Origin of the sequence: Flavobacterium sp. N1736 (assembly GCF_025947065.1) — a bacterium.
In the GTDB taxonomy this organism is placed as follows: Bacteria; Bacteroidota; Bacteroidia; order Flavobacteriales; family Flavobacteriaceae; genus Flavobacterium.
Genome location: NZ_CP109994.1, coordinates 1,420,699 through 1,435,905 on the forward strand (window position 1 = coordinate 1,420,699; position 15,207 = coordinate 1,435,905).

Sequence of the window (15,207 nt, forward strand, 5' to 3'; positions counted from 1 at the left end):
AAGTTTTTTACTTTGAAGTAATATAATCTACAATCATATTAGCATGAATTCTTGAATTTTCAATAAACCATTTATGTGTTTGCATTCCGCCGCAAACTACGCCTGCAAGAAACAAACCTTCAATATTTGTTTCCATGGTTTCAGGATTGTACGTCGGAATTTTCAATTCATCATTAGAAAGATGAATTCCCATATTTTCAAGAAAGGTCAAATCAGGTTTATAACCTGTTAACGCCAAAACAAAGTCATTTTCAATTGTTATTTTCCCGTTTGGAGTTTCGATTTCAACTTCATTTTCTTTAATTTCAGTAATATTCGATTCAAAGTACGCTTTTATGCTTCCTTCGGCGATTCGGTTTTCTATATCTGGTTTTACCCAATATTTTACTCTGTTATTTATTTCGTTTTTACGAATAACCATAGTAACATTTGCGCCTTTTCGCCAACATTCTAATGCCGCGTCAACAGATGAATTATTAGCGCCAACAACAAGAATATTCCTAAAGGCATATTCATGAGCTTCCTTATAATAATGACGAACTTTTGGCAACTCCTCGCCTTTTATATTCATCTTAATAGGAATATCATAAAAACCTGTAGCAATGACAACATTTTTGGCCTCGTATGTATTTTTATCAGAAATTATTCTGAAGATTGAGTTCTCCTGTTTTTTAACGCTAATTACCCTTTCAAATAAACTCATTGAGAAATTAAAATAACGATGAATATTTCGGTAATATTCTAAAGCTTCCTGGCGACCTGGTTTTGGCGCCAGACAATTAAACGGAATATCTCCAATTTCCAGCCGTTCAGCCGTTGAAAAAAAAGTCATATATAATGGATAATTGAAAATACTGTTTACAATTGCCCCTTTTTCAATAATTAAATAACGCAAGTTTTTCTTTTGAGCTTCAATTGCGCAGGCTAATCCAATTGGTCCGCCTCCAACAATTATCAAATCATATTCTGTCATAATTTATTATTTTTCCCAGTCTTTAAAGGGATTTTTACTCAAATAAGCGTTATAATATCTTTCATCATTAGTAACTTCTTCACCAAGCCATTCGGGCTTTTCAAAAGATTCTGTTTCTGATTCCAATTCAATTTCTGCCATTACCAAGCCTTCATTTTCTCCGTAGAATTCATCCACTTCAAAAACATGTTTTCCGACTTTTATCTCATATCGCGTTTTTTCAATTTTACCTTTTTCACATAATTTAAGCAATTCCTGTGCTTCGTCAAGCGGAATTTCATTTTCCCATTCAAAACGAGACATTCCACCGTGATGACCAATTCCTTTTATAGTAATAAACCCTTTATTTCCTTTAATTCTTACACGAACTGTTCTTTCAGGAAGAGAACTCAAATAACCCTGTGCAATTTTATTTTGAGTAAAAGCCTGTTCTTTAAAATCACCTGATTTTACAAGAAACTTTCTTTCTATTTCAATCATTTTATTCTTAAATTTTTTCTTATGCAAGTTAATCAATTAGTTAGAACAATAAATCACTTAAACTTTTTGTTTCTGTAACCTTTTAAAATGTCTTATTCTGATACAAAAATAACTAATTGATACACAAACACATAAGTTATTTTTCGTTAAATTTGATATAACTTTAAATCAATTTTTTATGTCTAAAAAAGCACTTTATCTCATTGGTATTGTGGTAACTATTATTTTAGGTACATTTTTGTATCTTAAATTCTGCTGCAATTGCTGTATGAAAACACCTACTCCTGATACTTCAAAAGTACCAACAGTAGCAACGGAGAATATCGGTCTTCAACCCTTTATTCTTGATGGTCCCGGAATTAATTATCAAACAAATGATAATTTTAAATTTTTAAAGAATAGCGCTGCATTAATCAAACCTGTAAGCGATTCTTTATTGATTGGAATTGAGAAACTTAAATCGTTATTAATTGCAAATCCAAGGCAAAAAATTACAATTACCGGTTATTCAACTTCTGACGAAAGTAATTCAACAACTTTTGAAAATCTTGGTCTGGCAAGAGCAAATGATATTAAAAATTATTTTATTTCTAACGGTTTATCAGCATCACAATTTGATACAAAAGGTGAGATTATTGATCAATGGAAAATGAATGCTGACACTCTTATCGGTCCTCTTGAATATCGTTTTCCTGCGCTGGACACTACGGCAGTTGCAAATAACGAGTGGAGTGAGTTAAAAGAAAAAATTAATGCTGATCCTCTTACTTTACATTTCAGCACTAATAAATCAAGTGATAATTTAAATTCTGTTGAGAAACAAAAAGTAACTGATATTGTAAAATATTTACAGAATGTTAAAGATGCTGCAGTTTTAATTACAGGACATTCTGATAATGTTGGAAATCGTGATGCAAATATTGCCTTAGCACAAAAACGTGCCGAATTCTCAAAAAATTATCTGGTTAAGAAAGGTATTGAAGCAACACGCATTACAACAGACTCAAAAGGTCCGGATGAACCGGTTGGCGAAAATACAACCGCTGAAGGAAAAGCAAAAAACAGAAGAACTGTAATAACGATCAAATAATAATCAAAAATATATTATCATGAATATACCTTGTATCTTAATTCCTGCGCTAGTGGGATTAATCTGTGGAATTTTAGGTTACTTAATAGGAAAAATGAATTCAAAAGGAGGAGATGATTCACTTGCAACGGCATTACAAGCTGATTTGGATGCGTGCAAAGCAAATACTAAAAGTCTGAATGCAAAAATTTCGTCTCTTGAAGCTGATTTAGTTGCAAAAGCAAATTTCACAAACACAACTCAGTCTTTTGTTGCTACAGCACCGGCTTTCCTTTTTGATGGAAATTTGGCTGCAACAGTTTACAACAAAAAAATAAAAGAAAATGATTTGAAAATTGTGGAAGGAATCGGACCAAAAATTGAAGCGCTAATGAATGCCGCCGGAATTAATAGCTGGAGGGAATTATCAGAAGCATCTACCGATAAACTACAAGCAATTTTGGATGCCGGAGGAGAAAATTATGCCATTCATAATCCAACCACCTGGTCCAAACAAGCATTATTGGCTTACGAAGGAAAATGGCAGGACTTAAAAGACTGGCAGGAAAATTTAACAGGAGGAAAAGAATAACCTTCAACATCAATAATAAAAAAGAACTGGTCAAAAGCCAGTTTTTTTTATGCCTTATTAAGAAATCCTGAATCCCATTTTTTATCTGTATTGTACCATAATTTTCCTTTTGAAACTTCAAGAGGACAATCAAAATTATTGGTATAAAGTGCACCGGTTCCTAAACCTTGTGGCATATTTGAGTTTTGCAAAAAAGTCCATTGTGCAATGGCATTTAATCCAATATTACTTTCCAGTGCGGATGTAATCCACCAGCCAATTTTATATTTATCTGCCAATGCTATCCATTGCTGAGTTCCTCTAAAACCACCAACAAAACTAGGTTTCAGAATAATGTATTGTGGTTTAATATCCTGTAAAAGTTTTTCTTTTTCTTCTAATGAAAAAACACCTATTAATTCTTCATCCAAAGCAATTGGAAATGGAGTTGTCTGGCACAAATCAGCCATAACCTGAATATTTCCTTTTTTAATAGGCTGTTCAATACTATGAAGCTGAAATTGATTTAGTTGATTTAATTTATCTAAAGCTTCATTTAAACCAAAAGCGCCATTGGCATCAACACGAATTTCTATTTTTTCTGCAGAAAAGTGACTTCGTATATATTGCAATAATTCCAGTTCTTTTTGAAAATCGATAGCACCTATTTTCAACTTTATACAATTAAAACCATCGGCTAGTTTTTCTTCAATTTGCTGTTTCATGAAAGAAGCTTCTCCCATCCAAACCAATCCATTTATAGTAATTGATTTAGAATTATTGGTAAAATCAGATGGAAATAACAAATATGGATTTTCACTTTTCAAGGACAAAAAAGCCATTTCTACCCCAAATTGTATGGATGGAAATTCTAATAAAGCTTCCCAAAGAGCCGTTTCTCCTAAATGAATATTTTGGCAAGTCCATTTAAGCTTTTCTTCATAATCATCCCGATCATCTGCACTTAAACCACGTAAAATTCCGCACTCGCCTATTCCTTTTTTACCATCTTTTTCAAGAATAATAAACCAGGTTTCTTTCTCGGTCATAATGCCACGCGAAGTCCCTGAAGGGCGCTTAAATTCGAGCATGTATTTATGGTAAGTTGCTTTCACGATGTTTTTTTATGCAACAGATTGCACAAATTAGCATGATTTTTTAAAAATTTTTAAAATCTTTTTAATCTGTACAATCTGTGGCTAACTTTTTTAATTAATTGTATAGATTTAAAACTTTTTCGAAATCTTTTGATGGCAGACCTGCTTTTTCGAAAATAGTAAAATCTTGTTTTGTTTTATCTTTCCAGCTCAAACTGTCTGTTACGTTTTGAGTTTGGTATTTTTTATAAATTGCTTTTGCTTCGCTGTAATCATCGCTGACTAAATAAACATGTGCAAGATTTAATTTTACTAATAACTCTGTATCGTCAAGTTTCTCACCTTCTTTTAATGCTTTAATGGCTTTTGCATATTGCTTAGTCAAAATATAACAATAGCCAATAGAACTGTAATCCAGCGCTGTAGCTTTTCCATCATTAATAATAGTATTTAATTTTGGAATCGCTTCGTTGTATTTTTGTAGTTTTATTAATGTCGCAGCTTGTGTTCTTAAATCATTGTAGACATTTTTAGAAATATCGGCATCGCCATAACATGCATTTCCAAAATCTTTATAAGCTTTGTTTTTTTCAATAGGCAACAACTTTTGAAATTCTGAATAACGGTATTGTTTTATGATTTTATCCAGAATACAAACACAAAAATCATCAGAGTTAGCCATTTTCTGAGCCATTGTTGATGTTTTGCATAAACTGATAATTTCGTTTTTATTATCCTGATTCCAGCCACGATTTAATTTTGTATCAACCCACGGCACAACTTCTAAAACTATTTTTTGATTTAAAACCCAGTTTTTACTGTGAAAACCAAACCAAATTGTGCTTACATTTTGACCTAAACATGACGATTTATCGAGCGATAATCGTTTTGCATCCTTGCTAACGGCATCGACTTGTGCGTAACAGGCTTTATCCGTTTTTCCGTCTTCAATGTATTTTTTTGCATTTTCGTTTGAAGTAAATAATGCATACGTACAGGTATCATCGCCTGAAATTTTTGACATTAAAAAAACAGCTCCGGCAGAACCCTGGCTTATTCCTGTTGGATCCGGGATTGCTTTTAAAACAGAAACCAAACTATTTGCCATTTGCTGATTTTCGTCAAGAAGTGTAATTCGATACACAATTTCGGTAGTTCCTACTGGTAAATCTTCTGTTGTAAGAGCGATTCTATCGCGTGCAGAAACGATGATTTCTTTTGTAGTAGCACGTTCTTTGTCCCAATAACCATCTTTTTGAGCAAAAGAATTATAGGAAACTGTAATTAAAAGAAATAGAATTATTTTTTTGAAGTTCATTTTATTTTTTTTGCCACAACCCGAGCGATAACGAACAGGTGAAGCAATTACACTAATTTTCTCTAATTTTTTTGCCACAGATTTTATAGATTAAAATGATTTATTTTCGTTTTTGTCTTGCGAGGAACGAAGCAATCTCGCTTGCTATATAAACTTTGTGCCTTTTGTTAGTGTGGTTGCTTCGTTCCTCGCAAAGACTGAACCTTTACAGAAATGACATAAATTGTGCCAAATATTCCTTATAATTCTATTGATTCTCCTATTTCAAGAAGCATTAAATCTTTTCCTTTATCAAAAAATTTGCGAATCGCTTCTTCATGATTAATTTCGATATAACCAAATGTATCAAAATGATAACCCAGAATTTTATCACATTCTACAAAATCTGAAGCAATAATGGCATCTTCAACATCCATTGTAAAATTATTTCCGATTGGAAGTATCGCTAAATCAAGCTTTGTTCTTAACGGAATTAGTTTCATATCGTATGTAAGCGCTGTATCGCCGGCAATATAAATGTTTTTATGTTCGCCTTCAATTACAAAACCTCCTGGATTTCCTCCGTAACTTCCATCAGGAAAAGAACTTGAGTGAATTGCATTTACATATTTTACTTTTCCAAAATCAAATTTCCAGCTTCCGCCATGATTCATTGGATGTGCTTTTAATTCTCTTTGCGCATAATAACTGGTAATTTCTGCATTTGAAATTATTGTCGCATTGGTACGTTTTGCAATTGCTTCAACATCAAGAACGTGATCGCCGTGTGCATGAGTTAATAAAATATAATCGGCTTTTAATGTTTCTATATCGATTGCCGCAGCTTGTGGATTTCCTGTAATAAAAGGATCAACAATAATATGTTTTCCTCCAACTTCAATGCCTAAAGAAGCGTGTCCGTAAAATGTAATTTTCATTTTTTTAAATTTTTAAAGTTGAACTTTATTTTATCTTCCGCCTAAGAACAGATTAACGAATATGTCTGAAATAAGCGAAATCATACATACTGTTAATAATATAGAAAGCAAAAATGTGCTAAGTGCCAGTTTTTTTAATTCCGGATCTAATAGTTTAGGATTCTGGTTTTTATAAACTGTAATTAAATGCTTCGTTAAAGGTATATAAGCTAATAAAAACAAATATTGGTCAAAGTTGTAATCGCTTAAAAAGGCAAAAATAATAACCAAAAGCATCGCTGTAATAATCAAAGTAAAATGATAGATTTTAGCTTTTGCTCCGCCCATTTGAACTACAATTGTATTTTTTCCTGATTTTTTGTCTGACTCTTCATCGCGCATATTGTTAAGGTTTAAAACCCCAACACTTAATAAACCAATTGAAATTGCAGGCAAAATTAAAAGAGGATCTATTTCTTTTGAATATAAAAAGTTAACGCCTAAAGTACTTACAAGTCCGAAGAATATAAATACGAATACATCGCCAAAACCTTTGTATCCGTACGCCGAATTACCAACTGTATAACGAATTGCCGAAACAATTGCAGCAATTCCCAGTAATAGAAAGAAGATAGAATAACCAAAATTACTTTGCCCAAATGCAAAATATATTAAAATAATTGCTGACAACAGCGTTAATAATGACGTTATTATAATCGCTTTTTTCATTGCCTGCGGCGTAATTGCACCACTTTGTATGGCACGTTGTGGTCCAACCCTGTCGGCATTATCGGTACCTTTTACACCATCTCCGTAATCATTGGCAAAATTGGATAAAACCTGTAAACCAAGCGTTGTTAAAAGTGAAAAACCAAATATTTTCCAGCTAAAAACTTCTGTTGGTGTATCTATGGTCGCGGTTGGGTTTGATAAGGCGTATATACTTCCTACTATAATTCCGGAAACTGATAAAGGCAATGTGCGCAGTCTGGCGGCTTCAATCCAATGTTTCATTATGTTTTATTTTAGATTTTAGAGTTTTGATTTTAGATTGTTAGATTCTGAATTAAGATCGCAGATTTCAAAAATCTAAAATCTGCAATCTAAAATCTAAAATATTTTTACGGCAACCATTTATTCTCGCCAAAGTTTGGTTTTCTTTTTTCTAGAAAGGCATTTCTTCCTTCTTTTGCTTCTTCGGTCATATAAGCCAAACGTGTTGCTTCTCCGGCAAAAACCTGCTGACCAACCATTCCGTCATCAGTTAAGTTCATGGCGAATTTTAGCATTTTTATTGAAGTTGGTGATTTTTGAAGAATTTCCTGTGCCCATTCATACGCTGTTGCTTCCAGTTCATCATGCGGAATCACGGCATTTACCATTCCCATATCCATTGCTTCCTGAGCAGAATAATTTCTTCCTAAAAAGAAAATCTCACGCGCTTTTTTCTGACCCACCATTTTAGCCAGATATGCAGATCCGTAACCTCCGTCAAAACTTGTTACATCGGCATCGGTTTGTTTAAAAATAGCATGTTCCTTACTTGCCAAAGTCATATCGCAAACTACATGCAAACTGTGTCCGCCGCCAACAGCCCATCCCGGAACTACGGCAATAACTACTTTTGGCATAAAACGGATTAAACGCTGTACTTCGAGAATATTTAAACGATGCTGACCATCTTCTCCAACATAACCCTGATGTCCACGTGCATTTTGATCGCCTCCACTGCAAAAAGAATATATACCATCTTTTGTTGATGGTCCTTCTGCAGAAAGTAAAACCACTCCAATCGAAGTGTCTTCCTGAGCATCATAAAATGCCTGATACAATTCTGAAGTTGTTTTTGGTCGAAAAGCATTTCTCACATTTGGTCTGTTAAAAGCAATTCTTGCAACTCCGTTACATTTTTTATAGGTTATATCTTCAAATTCTCTGGCAGTTATCCAATCCATTTCTATTTGTTTTATTTTAAATAATTATAATGTAAAAATAAACCATTTTTACATTTTTACCTACTCAATTTACTTTAAGTCTTTGCTAAAATTACTTTGAATGTTAACAATTGGTATTTACCTACAAAAAATAACATTATTTAACATTGCTTTTAAAAAAAAAGAAGTAATTTTACAGCCTAGAAATCAATTAGATACATTTTATTTACTGATTTCAGATTGATTTTCTTTCACTGATTTATTAACCTAAAAAATGATTTTTTTGAGAAAATTTAAAAAATTTGTCGCTCATTTTTTTAGGGTTTTCAATACTAAAACTTTAACTGATGAGCAAATGGTTTACGCGTTTGTTGAAACTTCAAGGAAGAGATAGTAACACCTAAGGTTAAAGAATAGAATTGTTTACTCAGTTTGTCTAACAAGGATTACGATAATGGGGACTTAATAAAAATTGAAAAACTTTCTATAAATATCATATCAAACAAACCAAATGGTTCTGCCGTGAAATTAATTTTTTGCTTTTGAATGCAGATGTATTAGACTATTTAAAGACATACCAATCAAGGATTTAATTTCTAAAATTTTTAAAGCTGTTATTTTTTTGATTGATTCGAATAATTTTATTTCTGTTTTTTTTTAATTACAATTTTTTTTAAAACTAGAATAAAAAGGGAAAGGCTACTTGTAATGAGTAGCCTTTCCTGTTATAATCGTTTAGATAAATTGCAATAAAAGAAACTATTCTTCTTTTATAAGATAAATTCCATCTTCTTTTATTTCTATGAGTTTGTCTTTATATAAAGCTCCAATTGCTTTTTTAAAGGTTTTTTTACTCATTTTTAATACCGTTTTAATATCCTCAGGGTGCGAATTGTCATTTAAGCGTAAAAAGCCTCTGTTTGCTCTTAATTCATCTAAAATTTTCTCTGCATTTGGCTCAATACTCTGATAACCCTGTACTTGCAAAGCAACATCTATTTTATTGTCAGGACGAATGGTTTTAATATATCCGCGCATTCTGTCGCCGGTTCTAATGGCATCATCATATACTTCATCTTTATACAATAATCCTTTGTGTTGTTCATTGATAATCACATTGATACCTAATTCTGTAATATGAGAAACAATCAAATCAACTTCTTCTCCTTTTTCTACCGTTAGGTTTTCATTGCTTAGAAATTGGTTCAATTTGCTTGAAGCCACCAAACGATTGGTTTTTTCATCCATATAAAGGTAAACCAGATAACGTTTTCCTTTTTCCATTGGGCGCGCCTGTTCTTTAAACGGAACCAAAATATCTTTTTCCATTCCCCAATCCATAAAAGCACCAACCTGATTGATGTAATTTACACGTAAAAGAGCAAATTCATTCAATAAAATATAAGGTTCAAGAGTTGTCGCAACCGGGCGCTGTTCGTGATCTAAATAAACGAAAACGATAAGTTCTTCGCCTATTTCAAATTCATTGGGAACGTATTTATTGGGTAATAATATGTCGTGAATTCCTTCAGGATCTTTTTCAGGATTTCCTAAAAACAAACCAACTTTGGTATCACGTAATATAGTTAGTGTATTGTATTTTCCTATTTCAATCATATAATGAGGTTCTGAGTTGCAAAGCAACTGAGTTTCTAAGCTGCAAATGTACGAAGTTTGAAAATGGTTCAAAGAAAAATATTCGAGATAAAAGGAACAAATGCTTCTTAATTTGCATTTATTAAATACATCAAAATACAAAAGCACCAAATAAATGGTGCTTTTTACTTTTTATAAATTTTAAAATCTATTTGTAAACACTTTCTTTTTTAAAGTGTATGGTCAATAAATAGTAAACTACTGCTCTGTATTTGTGTTTGTTCGAATGTCCGTATTTTTCAAGAACCGCATGAATTGCCGCTTCTAATTCCGGACCATTTGGTAAACCTAATTTTTTAATCAGGAAATTATTTTTCACTGTATCTATTTCTGAATGCTGTGTTGCTGAAACCGTTGATGCATCGGCATTGTAAATTGCCGGTCCGCAGCCAATTGTTACTTTGGTCAATAAATCCATATTTGGAGTTACACCGCATTTTTCTTTTAGATCTCCTGCATACTTTTTAATTAATTCTTCTCTTGTGCTCATATAAAATAGTTTAAATTTATTACTCATTAAAAGTATTCAAATTTAAATATTATTCTTACAAAAACAATTATTTTAATATTATTTAACTTATATTTTAAAACTAAATTAATTCTTTGAAAAACTGATTTAAAATAACATTGTTATCTAAAGTTGGTGTGAAAATTTCTAAAATAGTTGGCGCATCATTATTAGCATATAATGTTTCAATTCCTTTATTTAAAGAATCTAAATCTGTTGCTGTAAAATAATTCATTTTGTACATTTTGGCTAAATGTTCTGCAGTTAAATGATGCGAAGTTTCAAAATAAGTATTAAAAACAGGTTTTTCTTCATGACCGGGTAAAATCCTGAAAATTCCTCCTCCTCCATTATTTATCAATATAATTTTGAAGTTTTTTGGAATATATGAATTCCACAAAGCATTACTATCATACAAAAAGCTAATATCTCCGGTTATAAACACATTTGGTTTTTTGCTCCCAACCGAAGCTCCAATTGCCGTTGATGTACTTCCGTCTATTCCGCTTGTGCCACGATTGCAAAAAACTTCGATAGAACTATCAATATCAATTAATTGTGCATATCGAATGGCTGAACTATTGCTAATTTGCAATTGACTGTTTTTTGGCAAAGCCTCAATTATTTTTTCGAAAACCTGAAAATCTGAAAATGGTATTTTATTTAAATATTCTTGTTTTCTAACTTTTCGCAAATCATAAATTGTATCGATTTTCGAAAAATAATCACTTTCTGTAATGCCGGTTTTTGAAAGTAAATCTGTAAAAAAATCATTTGGCTGCATCACAACATGTTTTGTCAATGCATTAAAAGTATCATACGCACGCAAAGTATCTATGTGCCAATGTTGTTTTGGCTGGTATTTTCGTAAAAATGCCTTGATTCTTTTTGAAACAATCATTCCCCCAAAAGTTACTAAAAGATCGGGCTGAAATTCTTGAAAATCAACATCTTGAAATGGAGTAATTAAAGTATCAATACTATTGATAAAACCCGGATGATGAAGATTAGAAGTTGTTTCTGTCAACACTACAACAGATGGATCATTTGCCCAATTTTCTATAATTTTTTCATCAATAGTATTGGCTTCGTTTACGCCAATCATTATTAATTTACGTTTGGCTGAATTCCAGATTGAAACAAATTCTTCGCTGTTTTCTATTGTTTTTGTTCCAATAATTTGCTCTGAAATTGTGACTTTCGGATGTACTGAAAGCGTTTCTACAGTTTGATAAAGCGGTTCTTCGAAAGGTGCATTAATATGTACCGGACCTTTTTGAAGAATGGCCGTTTCGATTGCTTTATTTATTTTTAAGTCATTTTCTTCAGAAGCTTCTTCAGTCAAATTGGCATTAAAAACAGAGTGATTTTGAAAAACATTTTCCTGACGAATCGTTTGTCCGTCGCCAATGTCTATTTTACTTTGCGGACGATCTGCAGAAATTACAATTAACGGAATCTGACTGTAAAATGCTTCGGCTACAGCCGGATAATAATTTAACAGTGCTGATCCTGAAGTACATATAATTGCTGTTGGTTTTTTAATTTGCTGTGCAATTCCTAATGCAAAAAATGCGGCGCAGCGTTCATCTGCGATACTGTAACAGGTAAAATTAGGATTTTGGGCAAAACCTATTGTTAAAGGTGCATTTCTTGATCCCGGAGAAATTATAATATTGGTGATTCCTTTTGCTAAACAAATTTCGATAATGCTTTGGGCAAGCGGTATTTTGGGGTAAATCATTCTTTTGGAGTATTATTTATATAAGAAAATCAAAAATAAAGATCCTCTTTTAATAATACAAAGTTACAAACTTCGCAGTTGATTTAACTTATAAATGGGAAGATATTAAAGCTGCTTTTTAGAAAAAGGGAATATATTTGTAAAACCGAATTTCGAATAAAAAATAAAATCAAAATGCGATTTCTATATACATTCCTTCTTTTTATTTCATTGCAGATTATTAGTGCTCAAAATCATTTTGTTCCGGATGATATTCCGTATAAAACAGCGCTGGAAACTGCAAAAACAGAAGGAAAACCACTTTTTATAATGCTTTATGCTGATTGGTGTCCGCATTGTAATCAAATGAAAAAAGATGTTTTTAGTGATACAGAAGTTATGGATTTTCTTAAAAAAAACTACGTTTGTGTTTGGAAAAATATAGAAAAAGAAGAAGGAATAGCGCTAAAAAATAAATTCAATACGAAAGCATTGCCTGCTTTTTTATTTTTAGATGCCAATGAAACGCTTTTGTATGCTTTAAAAGGTGAAATGAAAAAACCTGAATTTATGACGGAAGCCAATTACGCTTTGAATTCTAAGATGCAATTGCCTTATTTAGAAAAAGAGTTTTTAGCCGATAAAAGCAATTCGACCAAGTTTTTTGCTTATTTAAATACAATGAGAAAAGGGCAAGAAAGAACAGAATTAGCAATTCCCACCCATATTTATCTTGAAACGCAATCTGATGATCAATTAGTTAGCGAAACAAACTGGCGCGTGATTGCAAATGGTGTAACTGATATTAATTCGAGAGAGTTTCAGTATGTTTTAAAACATCAGAAAGAATTTGCTGCTGTGGCTTCAAAAAATCGTGTCGATCGCAAAATAGAAAATATTGTTACTGAATTACTGCGCCCGTATGTTGATAATTTAGATACGGTAAATTATTATAAAAAAAGAGAAATCGCAAAATCTATTCGTTTGCAAAAAACAGATTCTCTGGTTTTTAAGTTTGATTTAACGTTGGCAGAAAGAACAGAGAAATGGCAATTTTATAAAAAAGTTACGCTTGAAGATACTCAAAAATTAGTTTGGAATGATGCCAGTTTTCTAAAGGACATCGGACAGACTTATTTAAAACATATTACGGATGAAGAAAGCCTTAAAAAATCAATTTCATGGGTAAAACATTCTTTGGAATTAAATGATTCATACGATGGAAATCTGCTTTTGGCCCGACTTTATAATAAAATTAAAGACAAGAAATTAGCTTTAAAATATGCCAAAGATGCTAAGGTTATTTCTAATGAAATGAACTGGAATTCTAAAGATGTTGATACTCTGTTAGCTGAATTAAACACTAAATAATAATCAAAATAGCCACGAATTCACGAATTATTTATCTGAGAACAATTTGTTTATTTTTAATTCTGGCAAAAAAACAAAACCGATGAGCGTTATACTAAGACCCGCAACTACAAATGATTTAGAAAAAATTCTGGAAATCGTTAATCATTCTATTTTGCATACTACAGCAAATTATAGTTATGATATTCAAACTCTTGAAGTACAGACAAAATGGTTTGAAGATAAAAAAGCAAAAAACCTGCCTATTGTCGTAGCCGATTTAGATGGCGAAGTAGTTGGTTTTGGTAGTTATGGGCAATTTCGTGAAAAAATTGGCTATCAATATACGGTCGAACATTCTGTTTATGTGGTCGATCATGTAATAGGAAAAGGGATTGGTTCTAAATTATTGACTGAATTAATTCGTTTAGCAAAAGATCAGGGTTATCACGTTATGATTGGCGCCATTGATGCTGATAATGCAGGAAGTATTGCTTTTCATGAAAAATTTGGGTTTACTGTAACCGGAACTATCCGTGAAGTGGGATACAAATTTGATCACTGGCTTGATTTGGTTTTTATGCAGTTGATATTGGTTTAAACGCAATTTTTGTCATTTCGACCGAAGGGAGAAATCGCACGAGAAATTCTACAAAGATTGGCGCTTTTAGGAATGGAGTTTCTTGTGCGATTTCTCCTCCGTCGAAATGACATATTTGAGATTGACTCGTTCCTCCCAATGACATGCTTTGAAACAAAAAAAATCCACAAACTTGTAAATAATTACAAATTTGTGGATTTTTTGGGTTGATAGTTTATCGATTAGCTTTTTATCCAGTTGATAACTTCAGGATCTGTTGGCAATGTTCTTGGCTTGATTACTTTTACCAATTCGCCTTTTTCGTTGATTAGATATTTTTGAAAATTCCATTCTACTTCTGAATCCTGTAAACCATTTTTAGATTTCTGAGTCAGGAATTTATATACTTCGCACATATCATCTCCTTTTACCGAAACTTTATCCATCATTGGGAAAGTAACACCGTAATTTTGTTGACAAAAAGCGCCAATTTCTTCATTTGTACCAGGTTCCTGTGATGCAAAGTTATTTGCCGGAAAACCTACAATTACAAAACCTTTATCTTTATATTCTTTATAAATTGCTTCAAGATCTTTGTATTGAGGCGTTAACCCACATTTTGAAGCCGTATTTACAATCATTACTTTTTTGCCTTTTAAAGAAGCAAAATCAAAAGGATTTCCTGATAAATCTTCTACTTTAAATTGATAAATAGTTTCTTTTGTCATAACATTATCCGTTTTAGGCGTTTTTGTTTTATTGGTTTGCGCCTGATTTTGGCAGCTAATTAAAAATAGTGCGCTATAGGCTAGAAATAGTAATTTTTTCATTGTTTATATTTTTTATAAAATTAATTAAAATCAGTTTCTTATAAAGTGTTTGACGGCATTATTTTTTATTAAACAAAAGTTAAATAAAAAAATGAAGCCTAACGTTAATCACTCGTTAGGCTTCTCCCCATACAAACAAATCAAACCATGAAATTAATTTTCTAAGCAATTTTTGCTTTATATCTTAAATTATAGTTGGTGTGTCACAGTTATGATGAAAAT

The 15,207-nt window shown here is 32.0% G+C and carries 16 protein-coding genes; 4 read left to right on the forward strand and 12 right to left on the reverse strand.

What is annotated here, in order from left to right; all coding sequences use genetic code 11:
* Window positions 1-7 precede the first annotated feature (7 nt).
* Window positions 8-973 carry a YpdA family putative bacillithiol disulfide reductase gene (locus OLM54_RS06175; RefSeq protein WP_264537719.1) on the reverse strand — a complete coding sequence of 322 codons (966 nt, stop codon included), beginning with the start codon at window positions 971-973 and terminating at the stop codon, window positions 8-10.
* Between the two features lie 6 nt (window positions 974-979).
* Complete coding sequence (locus OLM54_RS06180; protein WP_264537720.1) at window positions 980-1,453, reverse strand: CYTH domain-containing protein; 474 nt, start codon at window positions 1,451-1,453, stop codon at window positions 980-982.
* 178 nt (window positions 1,454-1,631) lie between these two features.
* Between OLM54_RS06180 and OLM54_RS06185 the strand changes: the two genes are divergently transcribed.
* Together OLM54_RS06185 and OLM54_RS06190 are read left to right on the forward strand one after the other, a co-directional pair.
* A complete protein-coding gene (locus OLM54_RS06185; protein WP_264537721.1) occupies window positions 1,632-2,543 on the forward strand; it encodes an OmpA family protein in 912 nt (303 codons plus the stop codon).
* Window positions 2,544-2,562: 19 nt separating this feature from the next.
* Window positions 2,563-3,114, forward strand: coding sequence for a hypothetical protein (locus tag OLM54_RS06190; protein WP_264537722.1), 552 nt, complete (start codon window positions 2,563-2,565; stop codon window positions 3,112-3,114).
* Window positions 3,115-3,161: 47 nt separating this feature from the next.
* Here OLM54_RS06190 and OLM54_RS06195 read toward each other — a convergent pair whose 3' ends face one another.
* From OLM54_RS06195 to menD, 8 genes are all read right to left on the reverse strand, one after another.
* Window positions 3,162-4,208 (reverse strand): o-succinylbenzoate synthase, encoded by a 1,047-nt coding sequence (locus tag OLM54_RS06195; RefSeq protein ID WP_264537723.1) that lies wholly within the window; start codon window positions 4,206-4,208, stop codon window positions 3,162-3,164.
* Between the two features lie 97 nt (window positions 4,209-4,305).
* Window positions 4,306-5,508, reverse strand: a complete 1,203-nt coding sequence (locus OLM54_RS06200; RefSeq protein WP_264537724.1) for a tetratricopeptide repeat protein — start codon at window positions 5,506-5,508, stop codon at window positions 4,306-4,308.
* Between the two features lie 239 nt (window positions 5,509-5,747).
* Complete coding sequence (locus OLM54_RS06205) at window positions 5,748-6,425, reverse strand: metal-dependent hydrolase (protein ID WP_264537725.1); 678 nt, start codon at window positions 6,423-6,425, stop codon at window positions 5,748-5,750.
* Window positions 6,426-6,455: 30 nt separating this feature from the next.
* Entirely contained in the window at window positions 6,456-7,418 is a 963-nt protein-coding gene (gene menA / locus OLM54_RS06210; RefSeq protein ID WP_264537726.1) for a 1,4-dihydroxy-2-naphthoate octaprenyltransferase, read from the reverse strand.
* 107 nt (window positions 7,419-7,525) lie between these two features.
* Window positions 7,526-8,359: a 1,4-dihydroxy-2-naphthoyl-CoA synthase gene (locus OLM54_RS06215; RefSeq protein ID WP_264537727.1), complete on the reverse strand. Its 834-nt coding sequence runs from the start codon at window positions 8,357-8,359 to the stop codon at window positions 7,526-7,528.
* A 738-nt stretch (window positions 8,360-9,097) separates the two neighbouring features.
* Window positions 9,098-9,955 (reverse strand): S1 RNA-binding domain-containing protein, encoded by an 858-nt coding sequence (locus OLM54_RS06220; protein WP_264537728.1) that lies wholly within the window; start codon window positions 9,953-9,955, stop codon window positions 9,098-9,100.
* A 187-nt stretch (window positions 9,956-10,142) separates the two neighbouring features.
* On the reverse strand, window positions 10,143-10,484 hold the full coding sequence (locus tag OLM54_RS06225; RefSeq protein ID WP_264537729.1) for a DUF2853 family protein: 342 nt from the start codon (window positions 10,482-10,484) through the stop codon (window positions 10,143-10,145).
* A gap of 100 nt (window positions 10,485-10,584) precedes the next feature.
* Window positions 10,585-12,246 carry a 2-succinyl-5-enolpyruvyl-6-hydroxy-3-cyclohexene-1-carboxylic-acid synthase gene (gene menD, locus OLM54_RS06230; protein ID WP_264537730.1) on the reverse strand — a complete coding sequence of 554 codons (1,662 nt, stop codon included), beginning with the start codon at window positions 12,244-12,246 and terminating at the stop codon, window positions 10,585-10,587.
* 174 nt (window positions 12,247-12,420) lie between these two features.
* Between menD and OLM54_RS06235 the strand changes: the two genes are divergently transcribed.
* A complete protein-coding gene (locus tag OLM54_RS06235; protein WP_264537731.1) occupies window positions 12,421-13,596 on the forward strand; it encodes a thioredoxin family protein in 1,176 nt (391 codons plus the stop codon).
* A gap of 82 nt (window positions 13,597-13,678) precedes the next feature.
* On the forward strand, window positions 13,679-14,176 hold the full coding sequence (locus OLM54_RS06240; protein WP_264537732.1) for a GNAT family N-acetyltransferase: 498 nt from the start codon (window positions 13,679-13,681) through the stop codon (window positions 14,174-14,176).
* Here the strand turns inward: OLM54_RS06240 and OLM54_RS06245 are convergent.
* On the reverse strand, window positions 14,154-14,321 hold the full coding sequence (locus OLM54_RS06245) for a hypothetical protein (RefSeq protein ID WP_264537733.1): 168 nt from the start codon (window positions 14,319-14,321) through the stop codon (window positions 14,154-14,156). The two genes, OLM54_RS06240 and OLM54_RS06245, sit on opposite strands and share 23 nt — an antisense overlap.
* A 76-nt stretch (window positions 14,322-14,397) precedes the next feature.
* Window positions 14,398-14,985 carry a glutathione peroxidase gene (locus OLM54_RS06250; RefSeq protein ID WP_264537734.1) on the reverse strand — a complete coding sequence of 196 codons (588 nt, stop codon included), beginning with the start codon at window positions 14,983-14,985 and terminating at the stop codon, window positions 14,398-14,400.
* Between the last annotated feature and the right edge of the window lie 222 nt (window positions 14,986-15,207).